Raw genomic sequence first — 25,445 nt, 5'->3', positions numbered from 1 at the left:
GGACTCTCGCGGTGTAGAGTCCTTTTTATTTTCTATTTTTGATTACCGTAACTTTGGGCTTCTTTATAAATGCTGATGGCCTTGTCTAAACTGTTAATAGCATCTGTCACTTCGTACGAAGATGCATAGGAGTTACTGGCAACAGATTGAGCGTTTTGCACTGCTCTTTCTAAGTCACGTTTTGCTCTTTCTGTTGTCCACTTTTCATAATTGGGTACGTCAGTTCCATCTCCATTAGCAGAAGTCTTTACATACTGAACAGAATTAATGAGTGACGTTAGCCAAGATTTATCAACATAATTCCGATAGTTTACACCGGATTTATGAGTACTTCTATACGTTGAAATAGCATTATATAAATAATTATATGCAGACGATATATCTGACTGAGACGAGTAGCCATTATTGGCAACACTTTGAGCGTATGAAACCGTATTGACTAAAGCGTCTTTTTCGCTTTGTGTCGTCCAAGTGACATTAGAAGATAATTCAGATCCATTGACAGAAACGGTCACATATTGAACAGAGTTAATAAGTGATGAAAGGGCAGATCGATCGGCATTAGTTTGGTAAGTACCATATTTTTGTGCATTTTTATAAACAGTGATTGCGTAGTTTAAATTGCTAATAGAATTTGAGATATCAGACTGAGTTGAATAACTATTATTTGCAACAGACTGAGCGGATGAAGCGGCAGAGACTAAAGCATCCTTCTCACTTTGAGTCGTCCACGGTGTATATGATGCTACATCATTACCGTTATTCCAAGAAACTGCAACATACTGAACAGAGTTAATAAGCGATACAAGGGCAGATCGATCGGTATTCGTTTGGTAAGTACCATATTTTTGTGCATTCTTATAAACCGTGATCGCGTAGTTTAAATTGCTAATAGAATTTGTGATATCAGACTGAGTTGAATAGCTATTATTTACAACATACTGAGCAGATGAAACGGCAGAAGCTAAAGCATCCTTCTCACTTTGAGTCGTCCAAGGTACATATGAAGCTACATCATTACCATTATTCCAAGAGACCGTAATATACTGAACAGAATTGATAAGCGATTGAAGTGAAGATTTATCGCCATAAGTATATTTTGTTCCATTCTTTTGTGCGGCTTGATAAGCTACTAATGCGTTTTTATAGTGTGTAATCGAATTGCTCACTTGTTCCTGTGAGGCGTTGGGATTATTAGCTACTGCTCCTGCACTTGCTACTACGGATTCGAAAGCAGAACGGTCAGCCTGTGTTGTCCATTTTTCAGTTGTTAAAATGTCATTTCCATTATAAGAAACTGCAACATACGGAGGTGAAGACACTAATTTACTTAGCTCTGATTTATTCACGACTGGTAAAATTACAGAGGCCTTTTTATCATCCACCTGCACTTTGTTAATTTGATGTCCTGAATCTAAAGCTACCTTCGCTCCGTGTTTGACAATTACTTGCTCAATTTTACCTTCCCCATAAAGGCTAAAATCATTTTCAACATCGATTATAAGTTTATCAACATTAGCCTTAACTTCAAATGTATTAACTTTACCTACCACATCGACTTTAGAAATAGGTTGGTCAGAAGTCACATTTATTTTAGAGCGCTCCACATTAATCTTTGAGGATTTAATATCTTTTAAAGAGACATATAACCAATTTACTTTTCTCGCCAGTAGAGGCTTGAATGTGATCGTCTCCTCAACGTCTACTCCATCGATAGTAATTGCTTTCTTTACTCGGTTCGTTATGATAAGTTCACCGTCAATATCAATATTTTGCACTTTAACATAATCCGCATTTACAGTTAGATTTCCTGCTATCTGTGCATCACCGCCATCAAAATACACTGCTTTTTTGTTTGTACCAGCTTTATTTAATGTTAGTGCCGTAACGCTTGTAATTTCACCGTTTTTCACTACGACTGTGGCTTCGGCATTCGTTAATGCTGTTTTATTCGATGTATTAAAGAGGGGCTTCAGCGACTGACTAATTTTAAATTGGCCATTGGATGTAATTACTTTATCTTTAGTGATATTGGTAATGGTAACGGTTTGACCTGATGGAACCTTTGTTTTGGCTGCTACTATCTGCTCATCAATTTGAATTGAGTGGTTTAAAGGTGAATCATTAGAAGCAGCGTTTGCAGTTGACGCTGGCAACACTAACGTTGCTGTAATAGCAGTTGCCATAAAAGTAGTGAACGCTTTATTCTTCATTTTAGTCACTCCGATCATTGTATTTAATGGATAATATATCATAGATTACTTTAATTTAGTATAAAAGCGGGTGTATTTTGTTGTTTATCATAATGAAGTAAAACAATAGTCCTTTTTTCGTAATACTTAATACTTTCCTGAAATTCCTCGATAAATTTATTAAATTCTACTTTATTCGCTAAATCTTTTATTGTGGTACAACATTCCATCCATTATTATGTTATAAAAAAGGGGTGTTGTGATGAAAAAATCTAAGAGTATTGCTTTAAAACTATCTTCCCTAATAATAGGGTTATTTTTAGTATTATTTATTACTTATACAATGATTACAGGCAATATTTTAAAGACTCAAAGTGTTGATGATGCGGAAAGTGCGACGCTTGAAACTGCAGAATATTCAGCAGCAAAGATGGGTGAACGTTTTGAGAAAGCAAATAATACATTACTGACAACGAAGCGGATAATTGAAAGTATGGAGAAAAATGGCGAGCTTTCTGCTAAAGGCGTCATAGATATGATGGAAAGTAATTTAGTTAATAATGAAGATTTACTTGGTGTAGGCGCTGTTTTTGAACAGAACTCCACAAAGGTAGATCCGACAATTCATGCTACTTTAGTGGATTCAAAAAATCGCTTTGTTCCTTACTTAAGTAAAGGTGAGAATAAAATAATAACTGCTTCTCTTGAAGGCCTGGAAGATAAGAGTGTTTCTGAGTGGTATTGGATACCGAAAGAAGAAGGACGAGCAGTTTTAACGGAGCCTTATGATTATAATGTAAATGGAAAAACAGTACTAATGACAACGATTTCTGTCCCATTAGTCGATGCTTCAGGATCATTTTTCGGCATATTGACGGCAGATTTGGCTATTGATTATTTAACTGAATTGACAGAGTCCGTAAAGCCAGATGGTGGCTATGCTGCAATTATTACTAATAATGGGGTTTTAACTGCAAATAGCTTTGGTGAGGCTTTAAAGGGATTAAATATGCAAGATCATATGGATTGGACAAGCATTAAGCAAACTATGGATAATGGTGAGCTAAAAAGTATGTATATGGATTCGGCAGAACTTAAGGAAAATGCATTTAATGTTTTTGCTCCGATGATTTTAGATGGAATTGATGAGACATGGACTGTGCAAATAGTGCTACCGAAATCCAAAATATTAGAAACTTATAATCATGTACTTATTTTTACAATTATAGCATCAATTATTATAGTCGTTTTAATGACCGTTGCTAGTGCCCTGTTTATCTATAAACTATTGAAGCCATTAAAGTTTTTACGTACTTCTATTGAAACGGCGGCTGAAGGAGATTTAACTCAAAAAGTAGATGAGAAATATATTAAGTCTGATGAGATTGGTATGGTTGCACTAGCTTATAATAATATGCTAGATCAAACGAATAGTGCCATTCAAACGGTACTGAATTCGACGACATTGCTTAATCAATCATCCAATCATGTTCATGAAGCATTTAATGAAATAGTAGCTTCGAGTCAAGAGGTTTCTGTAGCTATTAATGAAATTGCACAAGGGGCATCAAAACAATCTGAGGATACAGAAGAAACAAATTATCGCATGATTGATCTATCCGATCAGATTGATGCCATTACATCGCTTTCGAATGAAATGGATGAGCTATCGAATAAAACGAAAGCAACTACAGACAAAGGAATGAAAGAAGTCGAAAGCTTACGTGAACGTAATGCAGAAACAAATACAATGAATGGACGTGTTCAACAGCAAGTCGAGTCTTTGGCGTCCAATATTGCCAATATTAATCAAGTGATCTCGTCTATTCAAGGTATTACCGAGCAAACAAATTTATTAGCTTTAAATGCAAGTATAGAAGCAGCCCGAGCTGGTGAACATGGTAAAGGTTTTGCAGTTGTTGCAGAGGAAGTGCGAAAGCTAGCAGAGCAATCAAAAAATGAAACAGAGGTCATAAAGCGAACAGTCGATAGTATTCTTGTAAATTCTCAGCAAACAGTTGCTGTTATTGCTTCAAACGCGGGCTTAATAGAAGCTCAAAATGAATCAGTACAAGGCACGGAGCTTGCGTTTAAAGATAATAGTGAGCTTTCTAGTTCTATCGCAACTTCAATTAATGAATTAATGACTCAGCTTTCTCATATGTTAGAGCATAAAAATCAAGCGATTATGGCAATCCAAAGTATTTCAGCTATTTCAGAGGAGACTGCTGCATCTGCGGAACAGGTAAGTGCGTCTGCTATTGATCAGCAAGCAGAGCTACAAAAGGTTGCAGATTCCATTAATAATATGAAAGAGATTTCAAATGAGTTACAAGCGGTCGTTAATCGATTTAAGCTTGCTTAATGTTAAAGGATGAATTTTAAGAAAGATTGCCTGATATCGGAGGCAGTCTTTCTTTTTGCGTTTTTTCCCGATAAAAATCACTGGATTAGTATTGTGCATTTCTGAAGAAAATACCTTTCATGAATGATGAGATAACATTGAGGTGCATTGACCGAGCGAAAAAACAGCACTACTATAGGTAAGGAAAGGGGGACATCACTATGATGTATCTCGGTATGATTTTCTTCCGGATTGTCGCTCCTATTTTGGTGCTTCTAGTACTTGGCGCAGTTTTACAAAAGAAATTTCACTTTAATTTAAAGGCATTATCTCAGCTTATTACATATTGCTTTATGCCAGCAGCAGTTTTTGTGAATTTATATGAAACGCATATAGAGTTGCCAGTTCTTGTAGAAGTTGCATTATTTATTTTACTCTTTATCGGCAGTCAAATGGTGCTTAGTCACTTTATAGCAAAGGGACTTGGTTTAGTAAAAACAGAGGCTGCAGTGTTTAAAAATAGTGTAGTCCTTATTAATTCAGGCAACTATGGTATTCCAGTTGCACAAATGATTTTCGTGACGCAGCCGATTGGAGTAGCGATTCAGGTCATTCTCGTGATCTTTCAAAATATGACGACTTATACATACGGCTTGTACAATTTAATTTCTTCAACAAAATCAGGCATGTCTATTGTGAAAGATTTCCTCAAAATGCCTATTATTCATGCCCTTATTATTGGTATAGCGATGAACTATTTTGATATCACTATGCCACAGTTTATAAAAATTCCGATAGACCATGTGGCAGATGGCTTTATCGCTGTAGCGTTAATAACGTTAGGGGCACAGCTATCACAGCTTGAAATCAAATCGATGTTCAATAAGACGGTGTTTATTAGTTGTTTTACACGACTAATCATAGGGCCAGCTGTAGCTTTACTGATTATTTTTACACTTGGCTTAGATGGTGTCGTGGCACAATCACTTTTTATAGCTAGTTCTTTCCCGACATCACGTAATAGCTCTAGTCTAGCATTAGAATATGATGTGGAATCGGCAACTGCTGCACAAACTGTTTTATTCTCAACGATTGTAAGCTGTATTACCGTGACGATTGTGATTTATGTAGCGGAACTGTTATTTACCTAACAGTTAGGTGCTATTTGGAATAAGAGGTGAGATCCTCTTATCTGAAGTAGCGGCTTAACAAATAAAAGTTTATTGCCGAAACGTGTGGTTGATTTCCGTTCCGACTGGGTGCTTTCCTGGGGGCGTCCGATGAGCCGCTTCACTCGCGTTGCTCGCTCCAGGGTCTCATCTGTGACGCTAATCCCCAAGGAGTCACCCAGTCTCCACTCCAATCAACTAATATACATGGTATACGTTTAAACTTCTTTCAGTAGAGGTCTCCCGTCTCTATAGGTCGTAAGATAAAATTCGGGTTTAAGTTACTTTTCAGCGGATGTCCAAGTATCAGCTAAATACGGAATCGGAAAGGAATTAATATATGATGTTAGCCTAAAATCATCACATCCATACGATAACGGCTAACTGACCCAGTATCGGTAAAAACGCCACGTCCTGTGGCATTACCAAAATGACTGACATCGTGCCGTCCCCTATGTAGGCCTAAGCACAAAGCCGATCCCGACGCATTATGCCGAGGCAATTGGTCAAATGTTATCGCCAACTTTTGGTGATAAGCCAAAAATTATCAAATGAAGCTTCCATCTCTTAGCAATATCTGCTACACTAGCATCAAACTTAATAGCATTAACTAGGGGAGTCCGATGAGTCGGGCTGAGAGAGAAACGCATAGAGGTTTCTTGACCCTTTGGACCTGATCTGGCTCATACCAGCGTGGGAAAGTTAACCTTTATTGCAATATAAGCTCTTTGCGATAACTATACCTTTACATTCTTAGCCGGATCCAAAAAAAATTTTGGATTCGGCTTTTGTGTGCGCCCGGCATGCGTATGAACTATAGGGTGCAAGTCCCGAACCTCGAAGACAGAAGTAGAGGTTAGCCAAGAGCAAGGGTGTCCGTGGCGACGCGGAATCTGAAGGAAGCTGGAGGCAAAACACCGGTCCGAGGAACACAAATCTCATATAAGGCTAGGTATGATTGGATGAGTGTGCACAACAACACAAAGTCCTTTCTGTCGAAGGTCATATCGAGTAAATGAGGCGGATAGATGGTGTGAAAGTGCATACGCTTACCCGGGGAGGTCTGATGGAAACGCAAAGTACACTTTGTAACCTACTTAGCGATAGGTAGCTGAACCATCAGAAGTCAGCAGAGGTCATAGTACCATTCACTTCTAGAATGAATGGAAAGGACCGAACAATTCGGAGAGAATAGCCCTTGGCATGCAGTTTTCTATGATAAACACAGAAAATCCAGAAGGACCGACTTAATGGAGGTAATGGTGAATCCCATGAGGGACATTGAGCGGGTGCAGTAGAAACTGTTATAAGAAGACAAGCTATTCACGGAGGAGTCGAACGAGATGTTAATGAATCAAATTTTATCACGAGAGAATCTGCTTCTCGCACTCAAACGGGTGGAACGAAACAAAGGGAGTCATGGAGTAGACAAAATGCCCGTAAAATTCCTACGACAGCATGTAGTCGAAAACTGGCTAACGATTAAGAAGCAAATTCTTGAGGGAACCTACCAACCACAACCAGTTCGCAGAATCGAAATCCCGAAACCTGACGGCGGTGTGCGACTATTAGGAATCCCAACCGTGACAGACCGACTCATTCAACAGGCAATTGCCCAAGTGCTATCCAACCTATACGACCCGAACTTCTCGAATCATAGTTACGGATTTCGACCAAAACGAAGTGCTCACGATGCAATCCGAGAAGCCAAAGGCTATATAAAAGAAGGATATCGCTGGGTAGTAGATATGGACTTAGAGAAATTCTTCGACAAAGTAAACCATGACCGTCTAATGAGTACATTAGCGAAGAAAATTTCTGATAAACCTCTACTCAAGCTGATTCGTAGATACTTGCAATCGGGTGTCATGATAAATGGTGTCGTTTATGATACAGATGAAGGAACACCCCAAGGGGGTCCACTGAGTCCACTTCTCTCAAACATTGTGCTGGATGAATTAGACAAAGAATTAGAGAAACGTGGTCATAAATTTGTCCGTTACGCCGATGACTGCAATATTTATGTGAAAACAAAACGAGCAGGAGAACGAGTGATGGCAAGTATCAAAACCTTTATTGAGAAGACGCTGCGATTGAAAATAAATGAGAAGAAATCCGCAGTGGCTCGTCCTTGGCAACGTAAATTCCTAGGATTTAGCTTTACCTCCCGCAAAGAACCACAAGTTCGAATTGCGAAAGAGAGCATAAAGCGAATGAAGAACAAAATTCGGGAATTAACAGCTAGAAAGAAGCCATTTCCAATGGAGTACCGAATTCAACAATTGAATCAATACTTAATTGGGTGGTGTGGCTACTTTTCATTAGCGGATACGAAATCAATATTTGAATCACTGGATGGATGGATTAGAAGAAGACTTCGCATGTGTTTATGGAAGAATTGGAAGAAGCCTCGTACGAAAGTGCGCAACCTTATTCGCTTAGGAGTTCCAGACTGGAAGGCTTACGAATGGGGCAATACTCGCAAGAGTTACTGGCGTATTTCGAAAAGTCCAATATTACACAGAACCCTTGGTAACTCTTATTGGAGTAACCAAGGGCTCAAAAGTCTGCAAGCTCGTTATGAAATCTTGCGTTATTCATCTTAATTGAACCGCCGTATACGGATCCGTACGTACGGTGGTTGGAGAGGTCGGGAGTTAGTCACTCCCTCCTACTCGATTTTTTGAGGGGTGAGCTAGATTTGGTCCTTGTATAAAAATACGTAAAAACGGGAGCGAAATAGTTCATGACAACAGTTAGCGAAAAGAATATTACGATTATGTCAAATTTTGATGGAAGCAAAAAAGTGTATGTGGAAGGATCGCGACCAGATATTTTAGTGCCAATGCGTGAGATTGCTTTAAGTCCAACGACAGGTAGCTTCGGTGAAGAGGAAAATGCGCCAGTTCGTGTCTATGATACGAGTGGTCCGTATACGGATCCTGCATATAAGGTAGATATTACGAAAGGACTGCCAGCTTTACGTAGTACATGGATCAGAGAACGTGGTGACGTCGAGGAATACGAAGGGCGTACAATCAAGCCAGAGGATAACGGTTTCCGTAATGCGGATGATCCACGTATTCAAGAAAATGTTTTTCCGGATTTATCTAGAAAACCTCTACGTGCTAAGAAAGGTGGAAATGTAACTCAGCTTCACTATGCGCGAAAAGGAATTATTACGCCAGAAATGGAGTTTGTAGCGATTCGCGAAAACATAGACCCTGAATTTGTGCGCTCAGAGATTGCTGCGGGTCGAGCTATTTTGCCTTCTAATATTAACCACCCTGAGGCCGAGCCAATGATTATTGGACGTAATTTCCATGTGAAAATTAACGCCAATATTGGAAATTCAGCGGTGTCATCCTCTATTGCGGAAGAGGTAGAAAAAATGACGTGGGCTACACGTTGGGGTGCTGATAACATTATGGATTTATCGACTGGTAAGCATATTCATACGACGCGTGAATGGATTATCCGTAATGCCGCAGTGCCAGTAGGGACAGTACCGATTTATCAAGCGCTAGAAAAAGTAAATGGTGTGGCAGAGGATTTAACGTGGGAAGTGTATCGTGATACGTTGATTGAGCAGGCTGAGCAAGGTGTTGATTACTTCACAATTCACGCAGGGGTACTGCTGCGCTATGTACCATTAACGGCGAATCGTGTAACGGGTATAGTGTCCCGTGGCGGTTCGATTATGGCACAATGGTGTTTATATCACCACCAAGAGAGCTTCTTATATACGCATTTTGAAGAAATCTGCGAAATTATGAAAACATATGATGTTGCCTTCTCTTTAGGTGACGGTTTACGTCCAGGTTCTATCGCAGATGCTAATGATGAGGCGCAGTTTGCGGAGCTAGAAACGCTAGGGGAATTAACGCAAATTGCCTGGAAGCATGATGTACAGGTGATGGTAGAAGGACCAGGGCATGTACCAATGCATCTTATTAAAGAAAATATGGACAAGCAGTTAGAGGTGTGTAAGGAAGCTCCTTTCTATACTTTAGGGCCGTTGACAACAGATATTGCTCCTGGCTATGACCATATTACATCAGCTATTGGTGCTGCAATGATAGGCTGGTTTGGTACGGCAATGCTGTGCTATGTAACACCTAAAGAACATTTAGGGTTACCAAATCGGGAGGATGTCCGAGTAGGGGTTATTACGTATAAAATTGCTGCACACGCAGCTGATTTAGCGAAAGGGCATCCGGGAGCACAGCAGCGTGACGATGCATTATCTAAAGCACGCTTCGAATTCCGCTGGCGCGATCAATTCAACTTAGCGCTAGATCCAGAGCGAGCAGTAGAATATCATGATGAAACATTACCTGCAGAAGGGGCGAAAACAGCGCACTTCTGTTCAATGTGTGGACCTAAGTTTTGTAGTATGAGAATCTCGCAGGATATTCGTAATTATGCAAAGGATAAAGATATGAATACTACGGAAGCTATTCATAAAGGTATGCAGGAAAAGGCAGAGGAATTTAAAAAGGCGGGCAGTCAGATTTATCAATAATTCAAAGCGTAAGGCTTGTGTCTATTTTTTAGGCACAAGCCTTTCTTAATCATTAAAACGTAAAAAAACTCCATGTGAAGTTGCTCTTCGCATGGAGTAAAAAGTTGGATTTGGATATCAATAATAAGTGGAAAAAAATCAATTAAGCCTAGGCTGAAATAAATTAAACGTTAGTTGGTTGTTTTACGTATGGGTTTGAAAGATCCATACCTTCTAATGAAAGACCCATCGCTTTTGCTACACCTTCACCATATGCTGGATCAGCTAAATAGCAGTGAAGGATGTGACGACGTTTGATGAACTCCTCAACTGACGCCATATCGTTAGCTGTAGTTTCGAATAGGCGTTGTTGCTCTTCTGCAGTCATTAGACGGAATAATTTACCTGGCTGCTCGAAGTAATTGTTGTCATCTTCACGGAAGTCGTGGATACCAGCATGACCGTCAATACGTAAGTCAGGTTCTTTATGGTCTAAATTATGCTCCCATTCGCCGTAGCTATTTGGTTCATAGCCCAAAGTTGAACCAAGGTTGCCGTCGAAACGCATAGCACCATCGCGGTGGAATGAGCGGAATGGGCATTTTGGTGCGTTTACAGGAAGCGAGTGGTGGTTTACACCTAAGCGGTAGCGATGTGCATCAGCATACGCGAAGATACGACCTTGTAACATTTTGTCTGGAGAGAAGCTAATACCAGGAACAATGTTAGATGGTGCAAACGCTGCTTGCTCAACTTCTGCAAAGTAATTGTCTGGATTTTTGTTTAACTCGAATTCACCAACAGGAATTAGTGGGAAGTCTTTTTTATACCATACTTTTGTTAAGTCAAATGGGTTATATGGTAATTCACGCGCTTGTTCTTCTGTCATTACTTGAATGTACATTTTCCATTTAGGGAAGTCGCCTTTTTCGATTGACTCATATAGATCGCGTTGTGAAGATTCACGGTCATTACCGATCAATTCCGCTGCCTCATCACCAGTTAAGTTTTGAATACTTTGCTCTGTACGGAAGTGGAATTTAACCCATACGCGCTCGTTTTCAGCATTAATGAAGCTATAAGTGTGAGAGCCGAAACCATGCATATGGCGGTAGCCAGCTGGGATACCACGGTCAGACATAACTATTGTTACTTGGTGAAGTGCTTCTGGTAATAAAGTCCAGAAATCCCAGTTTGAATTTGCGTTTTTCATATTTGTACGTGGATCACGTTTTACCACGTGGTTTAAATCTGTAAAGTGTAATGGATCACGGAAGAAGAAGACAGGTGTATTATTACCAACTAAATCCCAGTTGCCCTCTTCTGTATAGAATTTAAGCGCAAATCCACGAATATCACGCTCAGCATCTGCTGCACCGCGCTCACCCGCAACTGTTGAGAAGCGTGCGAACATTTCTGTTTTTTTCCCAACCTCTGAGAAGATTTTAGCTTTTGTATATTTAGTAATATCATGAGTTACAGTGAAAGTACCGAATGCACCTGAGCCTTTAGCGTGCATACGACGTTCAGGAATCACTTCACGGTTGAAGTTTGCTAATTTTTCAACTAACCATACATCTTGAAGTAATAGAGGACCACGAGGACCTGCTGACATTGAGTCATGGTTGCTTACTACGGGTGCACCACCTGCTGTTGTGAAGCGGCGGCTACGATCATTTGCGTTTGTCATATTAGTTTACCTCCTGAAGAAAAGATGAGAGTTGAACTCTTCATGAATTACTATAACAAATATAAAATAGAATTGCTAGTAAATTATAATGATTATTGTTAAAGAATTTTTACATTAAGATATAAACTTTAAATATATGTGTAAAATTATTAATATATGCATAGATTTTTGTGATATTTAAGCTTTTCTAAAACGTTATAAAGAAATAAAAAGATAAATGCTTCTATATTATGGCGACTAAAGGTAAATAGAAATAAAGAGAATCCTTGTGTTAAATCCTTTCAAATTGAAAAAATTTCTGCTAATTGAAAAATTCTAACGTACTTCTTTTCAAGCTTTACGATAACGGTTAGGAGTAATTCCTATTTGCTGTTTAAAAATTTTAATGAAGTAATTAGAATCATCAAAACCATTTAGTTGGGCAATTTCGCTAATAGCAAAATCGGTTTCTAAAAGCATTTTTGTAGCATTATGAATACGAACCTGCTGTAGATAGCGCTTAAAAGGCAATCCTTGTTTCTTTGAAAAGATGGTACTTAAATAATTGGGGCTAATCCCTAATTTATGGGCAACGAATGGTAAAGATAACCCGTTATCCTGAAATTGTTGATCGATAATTTCTATTGCCAGTTCTACATAGTCGGCTCGTTTCTCCAATCGTGCCTCACGAGCCAATTCAATAAGTCTTTGAGTAAACGAAATAATGCTATTTAGAATGGTATAAAATATCGGATGCTCGATGATTAAATGAAAAAGCTGGCGATAATTTTGCTCAATTGCGGCTTTCTCATGTAATTTATATTTCAGCATAAAGCGGCGAATTTGTGCTAATACACTCGTTAGATGAATACGTAAGTCATCTTGCTCATAATAAATTCCTTCATTAGATAGTCGATATAAAAATGCTTTGACGGCTTCAAGATTTCCGTCCTCTAAACTACTTATCAGTAATTGTTGCTCCTCTGATGTTAACAAAGGATCGAGAGGCTGTGTTTCAAACTGTTTACTCGCATAGAAAATGTGTCCAAAGCCTTCGTAAAAACTTTGATAAAGGGCACGCTCTGTTAATGTATACATATTCTTTATCGTTGTAGGTTCTCCATCATAAATCCCGATATTTAAAGAGCTATTGTGTGACAGCCACCATTCCTTCATTAGTGTCCGAACATCCTTTTCAACAATCTTTAAATCATCCGTTTGAAATAAGCAGACGATTCTATCTGATAAAGGATAAATCTTCATATGATAAAAAATAGGTGTTTGCTGGAGCCAGTTGAACAGCTTATTAAACATTTCTGAATGCTCAGGCTCGATCATGGTGAAATGTATATTTGTTTCTATTGAACTTGTCTTACTATCTAAAAATAATCGATAGTAAAAAGATTCATCAGAAGTTTCTTGATAAGCTACCTTTGGCTTTGGTGTACGAAGAGAAATAGCAGTGAGTTTTTGCTTTAATATTTCTAAATCAATTGGTTTAACAAAAAGATGTGCGACCTGTAAATCAATTGCCCTCAATGCATTTTTAAATAATGGCTCCGTTGTCATAGCTAGAATAGTTCCCGATTGTTTTTGCAAAACACGATAAAGTGCAGTTAAACGATTATTTGAAATTAGGTCGATGTTCAGCAGTATTACCTCAGGCTCGAATTGCTGGATACTTTGAGGCGCCTCATTGATAGCTGTACACATTTCAATCGTTACATCTCCAGGAAAATACGTATGTAAAAACCAACGAATACCTGTAAGTTCAGTAGGATCTCGATCAATTAATAACACCCTCATGACAATTAATCTCCTTAAAAAAATCTAGTTTCGTAAAAAAATACGATTATATTATTAAAAATAACAAAAAATCTGAAATAAATCATGTTTTTTCTTTTAAAATTCTCTATTTTCTGAAAAAGGTAGTTAGTACAATGTAAATAGAGTAATCGCTATTATAAAAAGCATTTTTTACATAGCACAGAAGGAATGGGAGGATATCATATGAAGTCGATCATCGAGCTGGATGGCAATACATTAACGAGACAACAAATCGAAGAAATTGTAAAAGGTCGTGCTACGGTTGCGCTATCTACTGAAAGTGTGGAGCGTATTTGCTTAAGTAGAGAACGAATAGAAAAGCGTTTAGCTGAAGGGCAAACAATTTATGGTGTGAATACAGGGTTTGGAAAATTAAGCAATATAAAAATTGAAGAGGAAGACATTGAGCTTTTACAACTAAACTTATTGCGCTCAGATGCAACAGGTGTTGGTGCTCCATTTCCAACAGATGTTGTGCGTGCAATGATGGTTTTACGTGCCAATGCTTTAGCGCGTGGTTTTTCAGGGATTCGTCAGGAAACGGTGCAACTACTCGTGGATTTTATAAATAAGGGAGTGCACCCGATTGTACCATCTCAAGGCTCGGTTGGAGCAAGTGGGGATTTAGCACCGTTATCACATTTGGCTTTAGTGCTAGTAGGTGAAGGTAAGGCTGAGTTTAACGGAGAGATTATGAGCGGTAGTGAGGCTTTAGAGCAAGCAGGGCTAACGCCAGTTCGACTCCAGGCTAAGGAAGGGCTAGCGCTTGTTAACGGTACACAAGCAATGACAGGGATTGGTGTTTTAACGGTGAACGAGGCAGAGCGTATTGGGCTTGCGGCAGATATGGCAGCGAGTTTAACGCTTGAGGCGCTAAAAGGGATTACATCAGCGTTTGACCCAGCACTTTTAGCAGTAAGACCACATCCGGAATTAGAGCTTGTAGGCGGGCGAATTCGTAAGTGGCTTGAGGGAAGTAAACGTGTGACGAAGCAAGGTGAGATACGGATGCAGGATGCCTATTCATTACGTTGTATTCCGCAAGTGCATGGTGCTTCCTGGCAATCATTTTTCTATGCTCAGGACCGCGTGCAAACTGAGATGAATGCAACGACAGATAATCCGATTGTTTTAGAAAATGGAGAAGTGTTATCAGGAGGGCATTTCCACGGTCAGCCGATTGCATTAGCGATGGACTTCTTAAAAGTTGGTGTAAGTGAGTGGGCTAATATTTCAGAGCGACGTACAGAGCGTATGGTTAATCCGTATCTTAATGAAGGTTTGCCGCCATTTTTAGCGACAAATCCTGGTATTGAATGTGGACTAATGATTGCACAATATACAGCGGCATCTATTGTTTCTGAAAATAAAGTGTTGGCACATCCTTCTAGTGTGGATTCTATACCGACGTCAGGCAACCAAGAGGATCATGTAAGCATGGGTACGACATCTGCTCGACAAGTGCGTCAAATCGTCCACAATGCTGCTCGTGTCATAGCGATAGAGATGATCTGTGCATCACAGGCTATTCATCTAGATAAGGCAGAAGAGCAACTATCACCAACAACATATAAGTATTTGAAAAAGGTACGAGAATTTTGCCCACCGCTTTTATCGGATCAGCCGATTGGAGATGAAATTGAAGCATTAGCGGAATATTTATTAGAAAGTGATGATTTAGTGGAATTATCAAATTAAAACAAAGGGGATGGCAATATGAAAACAACAACTACAATTCATGCGCCAAGGGGAACGGTGCTTTCGTGTAAAGGATGGACACAGGAAGCTGCGATGCGTATGTTAATGAATAATTTAGATCCTGAAGTAGCTGAAAATCCTGATGAGCTGATTGTCTATGGTGGAATCGGTAAAGCGGCACGTAATTGGGAGAGCTATGAGCAAATTATTAAGTCATTAAAAGAATTAGAGAATGATGAAACACTTCTAATTCAATCAGGAAAGCCAGTTGCTGTATTCCGTACACATGAACATGCACCACGTGTATTAATCGCGAATTCTAATTTAGTGCCGGCGTGGGCAAATTGGGAGCATTTTTATGAGCTAGAGGAACGCGATTTAATGATGTATGGTCAAATGACTGCTGGTAGCTGGATTTATATTGGTGCACAGGGAATTTTACAAGGAACGTATCTATCATTCGTAGAGGCAGGTAAAAAAGTATTTGGCACAACTGACTTACGCGGAAAATTCATCCTTACAGGTGGTATGGGTGGTATGAGCGGTGCACAGCCTTTAGCTGGGAAAATGGCTGGTGCTGTCATTTTAGTAGTCGAAGTGGAGCGTGCTCGAATTGAACGAAAAATAAAAGAGGGCTACTGTGATTATATTGTAGAGACAGTTGATGAAGCGATTGAATTAGTCAATAAACTCCGTGACAAAAAAGAGCCTGCATCCATCGGTCTTGTGGGCAACTGTGCAGATGTTAATCGTGAGCTATTGAACCGAGGTATTATTCCTGATTTTGTAACAGATCAAACATCTGCCCATGATCCGATAAATGGCTATGTACCGAATGGTATGACGTTTGAAGAAGCGCTAGAACTTCGTAAAAAAGATGTAAAAACGTATGAGCGAAGAGCAAAAGAAACAATGGCTGAACATGTTCGTACAATGCTTGAATTCCAACAAGCAGGCGCAGAAGTATTTGATTACGGAAATAATATTCGCGCTTATGCCAAAGAGATGGGTGTAACAAATGCCTTTGACTTCCCAGGCTTTGTTCCAGCGTATATTCGTCCGTTATTCTGTGAGGGGAAAGGGCCATTCCGTTGGGCTGCACTTTCCGGTGACCCTGAGGACATTTATAAAACAGATGCACTTGCAAAAGAAATGTTTGCCCATGATGAAGGTCTAGTAAATTGGATTGATATGGCGCAAAAGATGGTGAAATGGCAAGGTTTACCGGCTCGTATATGCTGGTTAGGTTATGGTGACCGTCATCGTTTTGCACTGAAGGTGAACGAGATGGTTGCTAATGGTGAGCTATCAGCACCGATTGTTTTTGGGCGAGATCATTTAGATTCTGGCTCTGTTGCATCACCAAACCGTGAAACGGAGGGGATGCTTGATGGCTCTGATGCAGTATCAGACTGGCCAATTCTAAATGCACTTGTCAATACAGCAAGTGGTGCAAGCTGGGTAAGTGTTCATCACGGTGGTGGTGTAGGTATGGGTTACTCACAGCATGCAGGTCAGGTGTTAGTAGCGGATGGATCGAAGCTTGCTGCTGAGAAAATTGTACGAGTGTTAGTTTCGGATCCAGGAATGGGTGTTGCACGTCACGCGGACGCTGGCTATGAAATTGCCATTAATACAGCCAAGAATAAAGGTGTGCATATACCAATGCTAAAGGATGATGCTAAGTGACGATTTTAATTAAAAATGCGAATGAAGTGGTTACGCTAAAAAATACTATACAAGGTCCTCGTATAAAAGAACAAATGCGTCAAATTGCAGTAGTGGAAAAAGGCAGCGTATTAATAGAAGGAAATCGCATTGTAGCAGTTGGGGCTTATGAACAGCTAGAAGCGGATTTCCCTGATTTAGTTAGGGTAGCAGAGGTTATTGATGCTTCCGGTAAAATTGTTATGCCGGGTCTCGTAGATTGTCATACGCATTTAGTTCATGGAGGTACACGTGAGCAAGAATTTAATATGCGTCTCAATGGTTCCACATATATGGAAATCATGAATGCAGGTGGTGGGATTCATGCCACGACAAAGCGAACACGAGAAACTAGCTTTGAGGATCTATATGAAAAAACGATGCATCACTTAGACGTGTTTTTAAAGCATGGTGTCACAACAGTTGAAGCAAAATCTGGCTACGGCTTGGATTGGGAAACAGAAAAGAAGCAGCTCGAGGTAGCAAAAAAATTGCAAGCTACACATGACATTGATGTCGTTAGTACCTTTATGGGGGCTCATGCAGTGCCTCGTGACTATAAAGGACGTGAGGATGAGTTTGTAGATGTAGTGATTCATGACATGCTGCCGCAAGTGGCCAAGTTAGAGCTTGCAGAATTTAATGATGTTTTTTGTGAAAAAGGTGTATTTACTCCAGAACAGTCGCAACGTATTTTAGAGGCTGGAAAAGCGCATGGATTAACAGCGAAAATTCATGCTGATGAAATTGAGCCCTATAAGGGAGCGGAGCTTGCTGCGGAAGTAGGGGCGATTTCAGCTGAGCATTTGCTAGTTGCTTCTGATGAAGGTATACAGAAAATGGCGGAAGCTGGCACGATTGCCGTGTTGTTACCTGGAACAGCATTCTTCTTACGAGCTCCATTTGCAAGGGGGCGTCTAATGATTGATGAAGGGGTACCTGTAGCCATTTCAACTGACTTTAATCCTGGCTCATCTCCAACGATGAGTCTGCCCTTTATCATGAATTTAGCTTGTATGCATATGGGTATGACACTAGAAGAAGTGTTAACGGCGACAACCATTAATGCAGCATACGCACTGAACCGAGGCCATCAAATTGGCTCACTTGAAACGGGCAAACAAGCTGACATTATTATATTGGATGTTGCCAATTACAAGCAGCTACAATATTTCTATGGCATGAACCATACGAATACAGTTATTAAAGATGGGCGAGTTGTTGTACAAGATGGTATTCTCTTGAAAAATCAACTAGTAAATTAAATAATCAAAGGCATAAATAAGGCAGTAAATGCTTTTATTTATGCTTTTTTTAATTCAATTACACTTCTTAAAAATTTTTTATTAAAAGAGTTGAAATGATTGGAAAGAACAGTTATCATACTAATAAATAGTAATTCTCGAATTACAAATTACTAAAACGATTTAAATTAATGCAAGGATAGATGAAATGAATCCTGGAAGAATATCCGCGGAAGTGAAGCAAATACCCGCGCGTTCCCGGAGAGTCATTATGCTTCATATGCATCTTGATCATTAATTTTGCAAAATATTGTTTCAAAGGAGTTACATTCAATGACAAAATATCGTTCACAAGAAGAAGTTCTTGCGAATTATGATTCTTCTAAATATCTAACACCTGATGGCTATACGTCAGATATTGCGATTTTTACAATAACATCTGAAAAAGTAGAAGAAAAAGCACCGCCGATGATGACGCTTAAAATCATGTTGATTAAACGAGCTGATAAAGATAATGAGGGGAACCCTAATATCGAAGGAGGAAAATGGGCGCTTCCAGGAGGATTTGTAGATGCGACTCGAAAGGAAACCGCATATATCGCTGCTAAAAGAGAGTTAAAAGAAGAAACCAATGTAGAGGGGTTACATGTTAAACACTTTGGTGTCTACGATGAAATAGATCGCGATCCTCGTGGTTGGATGATTTCAAACGCCTTTTATGCCATTGTTCCGGAAGTATATATCGATCAACGCCAAGCAAATGATGATGCGGCGGAGGTAGAGCTGTTCGATTTAAATGAAGTGTTTAAACTCGAGTTAGCTTTTGATCATCGAAAGATTATTACTGATGCGTTGGATTTTATTAAGAAAGATATGATTCAAACAACGGTTGCTAAAAATTTTTTGCCAGAAGAATTTACTTTATCTGAATTACAAAGAGTTTTGTTGACAGTGGGAGATGATCCGCGCATTTCAAATGATTCTGTGTTCTTCACAAAAGCACCTAAATTGCCTTTTATTGATAAAGTAGTAGATGAAGAAGGAAAACCAAAGAAAACGAAAAGAAATTCATATAGACCGTCACAATTATATACTTTCAATAACTTTGAAATTGTAGAGTCGATTTATCATTAGGAAAGCACCTGTCTTTCCTGATAATTTTTAACTTCTTTCAGTAGGTGTCTAAACTCCAGCTGAAATAGAGGAACTCAGGCTAAAATCTTCACATCCTGTGAAAACGCCTGAGTGACCAACATCGTGTTGTTGTTGTTGCTGACGCTACGTTGGCACTGCGCTTTCGCACAGATAAAACCCTTTTGCTGACGCTACGTTGGCACTGCGCTGTCGCACAAAAAACATCTGTTGGCCTAAAGCCTCCAGCCGATGTCATGGATCCGGACGCAATTATGCCGAGGCATAATTGCTATAAAAGTAATTTGTAATTTTTTAATTACTAATTAAAGAAGTGGAGTGTTGGAATATGCCGAAACGTGCATTGATTAATATTGATTATACAGTGGATTTTGTAGCATCAGATGGAGCTCTAACTTGCGGGAAACCGGGGCAACTATTGGAAGAGGTAAATACACAATTAACAAAGGAATTTATCTCAAAAGACGATTTTGTGGTTTTTGCCATTGATGTTCACGAAAAAGATGATTGCTATCACCCAGAAACAAAGCTTTTTCCTCCTCATAATATTAGAGATACAAAGGGGAGAGAACTATATGGCTCCTTAAAAGAATTATATGAAGAAAATAAACATTTAAATCATGTCTACTATTTGGATAAAACAAGATATTCTGCTTTTGCTGGGACGGATTTAGAGATTAAATTGCGTGAAAGAGGAATTACTGAATTGCATTTAATAGGTGTATGTACAGACATTTGTGTTCTTCATACAGCTGTGGATGCTTATAACAAAGGATTTAACATCGTTATTCATGAAAATGCTGTTGCGTCTTTTAACCAAGCTGGACATGAATGGGCGTTAGGACATTTCAAACATTCACTCGGAGCCACTATTATTTGATTTTATGAATGGGGGAAAAGGGAATGAAATATACAGACGATAGCTTCATGTTACACACGGATTTATATCAAATTAATATGGTCGAAACGTACTGGCGAGATGGTATCCAAAATCGCACAGCGGTGTTTGAACTGTATTTTCGAAAGCTTCCGTTCGGTAATGGCTATGCGATATTCGCAGGCTTACAAAAGATCATGGAGTTTATTAAAAGCTTTGGGTTTTCGGATAGTGATATTCAATATTTACGTGAGGAAGGAAAATATTCAGAGGAATTTCTTAAATATCTTCAAAATCTCAAATTTACGGGTACCATTTCTGCTATGAAGGAAGGTGAATTGGTATTTGCGAATGAGCCCATTTTACGAATTGAGGCATCATTAGCGGAAGCTCAATTAATTGAAACACCTATACTAAATATCGTGAATTACCAAACCCTTATTGCAACGAAGGCTTCACGTATTAAACAAGTGATAGGAAAGGATACGGCGATGGAATTTGGTACACGTCGTGCTCATGAATTTGATGCAGCTATTTGGGGAACTCGTGCTGCTTATATTGGTGGATTTTCTGCTACAAGTAATGTAAGAGCTGGGAAGTTATTTGGCATCCCTGTGTCAGGTACTCATGCACATGCGATGATACAGGCTTACCGTGATGAATATACGGCATTTACAAAGTATGCAAGTACACATAAAGATTGTGTTTTCTTAGTAGATACGTATGATACATTGCGTTCGGGTGTTCCTACCGCTATTCGTGTAGCAAAGGAATTTGGAGATAAAATCAATTTTGTAGGAATCCGTTTGGACAGTGGAGACTTAGCGTATCTCTCAAAAAAGGCAAGGGAAATGCTAGATGAAGCTGGCTTCACGGAAGCGAAAATTATAGCATCTAATGATTTGGATGAATATACCATTATGAATTTAAAGTCTCAAGGAGCTGAAATTGATGCTTGGGGAATCGGAACAAAGCTCATTACTGCTTACGATCAAGCTGCACTTGGTGGGGTATACAAATTAGTATCGATTGAAAATGAAAACGGTGAAATGGTAGATACTATTAAAATTTCTGCAAATCCCGAAAAAGTAACAACGCCAGGACGCAAACGTATCTATCGAATCATTAACAAAGGGAATGGTCATGCTGAAGGAGATTATATAGCGTTAGACTATGAAAATCCCCAACAAGAAGAACGCTTGAAAATGTTTCACCCTGTTCATACTTATATCAGCAAATTTGTTACGAATTTTGCAGCTAAAGAATTACATGAAGACATTGTAGTGGATGGCTCTATCCTTTACAAGGAACCAACGCTTAGGGAAATTCAAGCATATGTAGAAGAAAATTTACATCTACTATGGGGTGAGTACAAACGGACGATGAATCCAGAAGAGTACCCTGTAGATTTAAGTCAAGCATGCTGGGATAACAAAATGAAAAGCATTAAGGAAATTAAAGAAAAAATCACAAAGTCTGTATGAGAGAAGTTAAGGGGAGGGTTATATAATGGCGAGAATAGGTATTTATGGTTCGTCTTTTGATCCAATTACAAATGTTCATCTTTGGACGGCAAGCACAGTGGCACACCGTTGCAAATTAGATAAGGTCATTTTTTTACCTTGCTCCAATAAACGTAAGGATAAAGAGATAAAAACAAAGGATGCTCATCGGTGGAATATGCTACAGCTGGCTATTGCTAAGGATAAGCGTTTTGTTGCAGATTCATATGAGATGGAGCAAGAAGGTTGGAATATTTACACATATGACACGATGAAATATTTTAGAGAACAGCACCCCAATGATGAAATTCATTTTATTATGGGAGCGGATTTATTAGTTGATATTGGGGCAGGGTTGTGGAAACAGGGAGAATTGTTAGTAGCTGAAAATAAATTTATTGTAATGGCAAGGCATGGCATTGATATGTTATCAACGATCAGTCGTTCCCCTATTTTGAGGAATAATGATGATGGAAGATTTCATTTAATCGACAAAGGCTTAGCAATGGAAATTAGCTCTACCTATATTCGAGAAGAATTCGCAATGGGCGGCGAGCCGAAATATCTATTGCCTGGCGCTTGTTATGACTACATTAAAGAGCATAACCTTTATCAAAAGTAATCATATAGATTCAATTCATGACAATAGATACCCTTTGGAGTGTGGGTTAATTACCACACTTATTTTTATTTGGTTCGTTACCAAAAGTGGTGGATGACATTTCTTAAAACGTATGCCATGTATATAGGTTGATTGAAGCGGCTCAGCGGACGACCCTAGGAAAGCGCCCGGTCGGAACGGAAATCACCCCCTCGTTATGTGGTAAGTCTTTTATTTCGAAAAGACGGTGAACTTTCTCATATGTAGCTCTTGGTAAGATATAATAAAAATAAGTGATATAGCAAACAAGCAAGATGTTACAAGTACAAAAGGTTTGATTTTCATCAGGCGTGTTGATTAGGAAAAAATAGGTTTATTATTGAGCGATGAAAGGATTTTTTTGTTGCTATCATATTCCCATTTCAACTGATTGTAGTGTAGGGCTACTCGACTCCCTCGGGAAAGCGAGTGGCCCGTAGCGAAAATCAGAGCCTTCTCATTAATTATAATGGATAAAAATAGTTAAAAAACACACCTGATTTTGTATATCACCATTAGTAAAGCATAATGATTAATGTTAGAAAGGAATTCTTGGATGTGCAGCTTACATTAACATTTCTTATTTTAGGAGCGACAATTTTTGCGTTTGTGACCAATAAAGTACGAGCAGACCTCGTTGCGATTGTGTCACTCCTAGCATTTGTTATTACGGATATTTTAACACCCGCAGAGGCACTAGCTGGTTTTTCAAACTCTGTAGTATTAATGATCGCGGGGTTATTTGTCGTGGGTGCAGGGATTTTACGCACAGGGCTTGCCGGGATGGCAGGTCAATTATTACTGAAATGGTCAGGCAATAGTGAGCTGAAATTATTTGTATTACTACTCATTATTGTAGGTTCTGTCGGTGCATTTATGAGTAATACAGGTACGGTAGCTTTGATGATGCCAATAGTCGTTAGTATTGCGATTAGTATGAAGGTAAGCCCGTCAAAATTCTTACTCCCACTCTCATACGTTGCAAGTCTTTCTGGGCTTATGACACTTATTGCTTCTCCGACAAATTTAATTGTTAGTCAGCTATTGGTCGATCGCGGCTACAATAAACTAGGCTTTTTCGAAGTGACACCTATTGGTATTGTAGGGATGATCACTGGTATTACCTATTTAGTACTCGTACGAAATATCCTATTACCAAATGATAAAAACCGTACACAAACTAATGCTGGTTATAAACTTTCTCCAAAGAAAATTATTAAGCAATATGATTTGAACAATCGTTTGTTCAAAATATTTGTACCGGAGGACTCCCCGATTATTGACACAACATTGGCAGAGTTAAAACTTCCAGCCACATATGCGCTCTGTATAATGAAAATTCATCGGAAAGCACAGGAGGGCATCAATTTATTGCCTATGACATATCAAGAAATGGCAGGACCGACAAGTGTCATACATGGCAAGGACGAACTATATATCCAAGGTGAGGAAGAGGATGTTCGTCGCTTTACTACAGATTATCATCTACAGATGCAGGAGTTAGCTGAAGGAGAGGCTGATGAATTGGTATCGAAGCATCTTGGCATTGCAGAGGTATTATTAACACCAAATTCTAGCTTTATTAATGAAACCGTTAGCTCTCTTGGATTCCGAGAAAAATATAATCTAAACATTATCGGCATTAATCGCAGAGGTGGCTATAAGCTTCAAGATATGATTACACATAAATTGAAATTCGGAGATGCCATTTTAGTGCAGGGAGCATGGGATGAAATTCTAATACTAGCAAGGGAGACTCAGGATGTCGTTGTTGTTGGTCAGCCGAAGGAGCATGCGAGTGTTGCAGCAGCCACTGGTAAAGCCGGTATTGCTGGTGCTATTATGCTTTTAATGATTTTGTTAATGGCTTTTGAAGTTTTTCCTGCAGTTATATCCGTTATGATTGGTGCTGTACTTATGATCTTGACAGGATGTTTACGTAACATGGAGGATGCATACAGCAATATGAATTTTGAAAGTATTGTACTTGTAGCAGCAATGCTTCCTATGGCGACAGCATTAGAGAAAACAGGTGGAATGGCTATCTTATCTGATGGTATTATCAATGCGCTCGGTGATTATGGACCTTATGGGGTATTAATTGGAGTTTATATTTTAACAGTTATCTTTGGTCAGTTCATTAGTAATACGGCCACTGCTGTATTATTTGCACCAATCGCTATGAATGCAGCGATTGCAATGGAAGTTAGTCCGACGACATTCATGATTGCTGTTGCTGTGGCCGCGAGTATGGCGTTTGTCACACCGATTGCTTCCCCAACGAATGCACTTGTGATGACAGCTGGTGGTTATAAATTTATGGATTTTGTAAAGATCGGAATACCATTGCAAATTGTCATGTTTATTGTCATGATGTTAGCAATTCCATTTTTCTTTCCGTTTTAAAAACTCGGTTTCTATACCGAGTTTTTTTGTTCAATTTTTTTAATATCTATTATTTTTTTTACTAAGGTTATGATAGAATTCTAGTTTAGGCAAGAATTTAAAATTGAATTTGCTTGAGATGAAGAGTTTAACTTCTTTCAGCAAATGTCGTTTGTAGCGAAAGCAAAGAGTCAGATACAGAAGTCTCCCACCTCTATAGGTGGTGAGATGAATGCAATTTTAAGTCACTTTTCAGCGGGTGTCCAAACATCCGCTGAAAGAAGTTAAAGCTTCCGGCGGATGTCAAGGAATCGGAAAGGAGTTCTTTGTGCAAGCACAAAGCCGATTCCGGACGCAATTATGCCGAGGCATAATTGATTACTATATTTTTTTGCGAGCATTATATAGGAAGTTTTTCGATGAAGTAAAAAAGTATAAAGTTTTTTTTAGGGAAAGTGTTGACCTTTTTAAAATAAGAGTGTAGTATTATACAAGTCGTTAAGACAACTGCTGAAAAACAATTAAATTAAATAAA

At 39.0% G+C, this 25,445-nt stretch carries 15 protein-coding genes and 1 riboswitch; of the genes, 12 read left to right on the top strand and 3 right to left on the bottom strand.

Annotated elements, in window-relative coordinates; translation table 11 throughout:
* Positions 1-32: 32 nt before the first annotated feature.
* Complete coding sequence (locus ACB089_RS23665; RefSeq protein ID WP_374964174.1) at positions 33-2,213, bottom strand: S-layer protein; 2,181 nt, start codon at positions 2,211-2,213, stop codon at positions 33-35.
* Between the two features lie 241 nt (positions 2,214-2,454).
* Between ACB089_RS23665 and ACB089_RS23660 the strand changes: the two genes are divergently transcribed.
* From ACB089_RS23660 to thiC, 4 genes are all read left to right on the top strand, one after another.
* Positions 2,455-4,557, top strand: a complete 2,103-nt coding sequence (locus ACB089_RS23660) for a methyl-accepting chemotaxis protein (RefSeq protein WP_374964173.1) — start codon at positions 2,455-2,457, stop codon at positions 4,555-4,557.
* A gap of 200 nt (positions 4,558-4,757) precedes the next feature.
* Positions 4,758-5,687, top strand: coding sequence for an AEC family transporter (locus tag ACB089_RS23655; RefSeq protein ID WP_374964172.1), 930 nt, complete (start codon positions 4,758-4,760; stop codon positions 5,685-5,687).
* A gap of 620 nt (positions 5,688-6,307) precedes the next feature.
* A riboswitch (TPP riboswitch) is annotated at positions 6,308-6,422 on the top strand.
* A 626-nt stretch (positions 6,423-7,048) separates the two neighbouring features.
* Positions 7,049-8,311 (top strand): group II intron reverse transcriptase/maturase, encoded by a 1,263-nt coding sequence (gene ltrA, locus ACB089_RS23650; protein ID WP_374963429.1) that lies wholly within the window; start codon positions 7,049-7,051, stop codon positions 8,309-8,311.
* 140 nt (positions 8,312-8,451) lie between these two features.
* The gene (thiC, locus tag ACB089_RS23645) at positions 8,452-10,230 is read left to right on the top strand and encodes a phosphomethylpyrimidine synthase ThiC (protein WP_374964171.1); all 1,779 of its coding nucleotides are present in this window, start codon (positions 8,452-8,454) and stop codon (positions 10,228-10,230) included.
* A 163-nt stretch (positions 10,231-10,393) separates the two neighbouring features.
* Here the strand turns inward: thiC and ACB089_RS23640 are convergent, their stop codons facing one another.
* Both ACB089_RS23640 and ACB089_RS23635 read right to left on the bottom strand, forming a co-directional pair.
* On the bottom strand, positions 10,394-11,899 hold the full coding sequence (locus ACB089_RS23640) for a catalase (RefSeq protein WP_374964170.1): 1,506 nt from the start codon (positions 11,897-11,899) through the stop codon (positions 10,394-10,396).
* Between the two features lie 330 nt (positions 11,900-12,229).
* On the bottom strand, positions 12,230-13,684 hold the full coding sequence (locus tag ACB089_RS23635) for a helix-turn-helix domain-containing protein (RefSeq protein ID WP_374964169.1): 1,455 nt from the start codon (positions 13,682-13,684) through the stop codon (positions 12,230-12,232).
* A 204-nt stretch (positions 13,685-13,888) separates the two neighbouring features.
* Between ACB089_RS23635 and hutH the strand changes: the two genes are divergently transcribed.
* The 8 genes from hutH to ACB089_RS23595 all read left to right on the top strand — a co-directional run bounded on the left by hutH (position 13,889) and on the right by ACB089_RS23595 (position 24,931).
* A complete protein-coding gene (hutH, locus tag ACB089_RS23630) occupies positions 13,889-15,403 on the top strand; it encodes a histidine ammonia-lyase (protein ID WP_374964168.1) in 1,515 nt (504 codons plus the stop codon).
* Positions 15,404-15,421: 18 nt separating this feature from the next.
* Positions 15,422-17,092, top strand: coding sequence for a urocanate hydratase (hutU, locus tag ACB089_RS23625; RefSeq protein ID WP_374964167.1), 1,671 nt, complete (start codon positions 15,422-15,424; stop codon positions 17,090-17,092).
* The gene (hutI, locus tag ACB089_RS23620) at positions 17,089-18,375 is read left to right on the top strand and encodes an imidazolonepropionase (protein ID WP_374964166.1); all 1,287 of its coding nucleotides are present in this window, start codon (positions 17,089-17,091) and stop codon (positions 18,373-18,375) included. The genes hutU and hutI overlap by 4 nt, the downstream gene beginning before the upstream one ends.
* Positions 18,376-18,687: 312 nt before the next feature.
* Positions 18,688-19,488, top strand: a complete 801-nt coding sequence (locus tag ACB089_RS23615) for an NUDIX domain-containing protein (RefSeq protein WP_368638005.1) — start codon at positions 18,688-18,690, stop codon at positions 19,486-19,488.
* A gap of 346 nt (positions 19,489-19,834) precedes the next feature.
* Positions 19,835-20,386, top strand: a complete 552-nt coding sequence (locus ACB089_RS23610) for a cysteine hydrolase family protein (protein WP_374964165.1) — start codon at positions 19,835-19,837, stop codon at positions 20,384-20,386.
* Positions 20,387-20,409: 23 nt separating this feature from the next.
* Positions 20,410-21,867 (top strand): nicotinate phosphoribosyltransferase, encoded by a 1,458-nt coding sequence (locus ACB089_RS23605; protein WP_374964164.1) that lies wholly within the window; start codon positions 20,410-20,412, stop codon positions 21,865-21,867.
* 25 nt (positions 21,868-21,892) lie between these two features.
* Positions 21,893-22,507 (top strand): nicotinate-nucleotide adenylyltransferase, encoded by a 615-nt coding sequence (gene nadD, locus ACB089_RS23600; RefSeq protein ID WP_374964163.1) that lies wholly within the window; start codon positions 21,893-21,895, stop codon positions 22,505-22,507.
* A 570-nt stretch (positions 22,508-23,077) separates the two neighbouring features.
* Positions 23,078-24,931, top strand: a complete 1,854-nt coding sequence (locus ACB089_RS23595) for an SLC13 family permease (protein ID WP_374967624.1) — start codon at positions 23,078-23,080, stop codon at positions 24,929-24,931.
* The last annotated feature ends 514 nt before the right edge of the window (positions 24,932-25,445 follow it).

The sequence above is a fragment of the Lysinibacillus sp. RS10 genome (assembly GCF_041956855.1).
GTDB lineage: Bacteria > Bacillota > Bacilli > Bacillales_A > Planococcaceae > Lysinibacillus > Lysinibacillus xylanilyticus_A.
This window is presented reverse-complemented; position numbering and strand designations above follow the sequence as displayed.

Coding starts and splice junctions, on each gene's coding strand:
- ACB089_RS23615 (WP_368638005.1), top strand. CDS start 18,688: ATGACAAAATATCGTTCACAAGAAGAAGTTCTTGCGAATTATGATTCT.
- hutU (WP_374964167.1), top strand. CDS start 15,422: ATGAAAACAACAACTACAATTCATGCGCCAAGGGGAACGGTGCTTTCG.
- ACB089_RS23655 (WP_374964172.1), top strand. CDS start 4,758: ATGATGTATCTCGGTATGATTTTCTTCCGGATTGTCGCTCCTATTTTG.
- ltrA (WP_374963429.1), top strand. CDS start 7,049: ATGTTAATGAATCAAATTTTATCACGAGAGAATCTGCTTCTCGCACTC.
- nadD (WP_374964163.1), top strand. CDS start 21,893: ATGGCGAGAATAGGTATTTATGGTTCGTCTTTTGATCCAATTACAAAT.
- ACB089_RS23605 (WP_374964164.1), top strand. CDS start 20,410: ATGAAATATACAGACGATAGCTTCATGTTACACACGGATTTATATCAA.
- thiC (WP_374964171.1), top strand. CDS start 8,452: ATGACAACAGTTAGCGAAAAGAATATTACGATTATGTCAAATTTTGAT.
- ACB089_RS23635 (WP_374964169.1), bottom strand. CDS start 13,684: ATGAGGGTGTTATTAATTGATCGAGATCCTACTGAACTTACAGGTATT.
- ACB089_RS23665 (WP_374964174.1), bottom strand. CDS start 2,213: ATGAAGAATAAAGCGTTCACTACTTTTATGGCAACTGCTATTACAGCA.
- hutH (WP_374964168.1), top strand. CDS start 13,889: ATGAAGTCGATCATCGAGCTGGATGGCAATACATTAACGAGACAACAA.
- ACB089_RS23660 (WP_374964173.1), top strand. CDS start 2,455: ATGAAAAAATCTAAGAGTATTGCTTTAAAACTATCTTCCCTAATAATA.
- ACB089_RS23640 (WP_374964170.1), bottom strand. CDS start 11,899: ATGACAAACGCAAATGATCGTAGCCGCCGCTTCACAACAGCAGGTGGT.
- ACB089_RS23610 (WP_374964165.1), top strand. CDS start 19,835: ATGCCGAAACGTGCATTGATTAATATTGATTATACAGTGGATTTTGTA.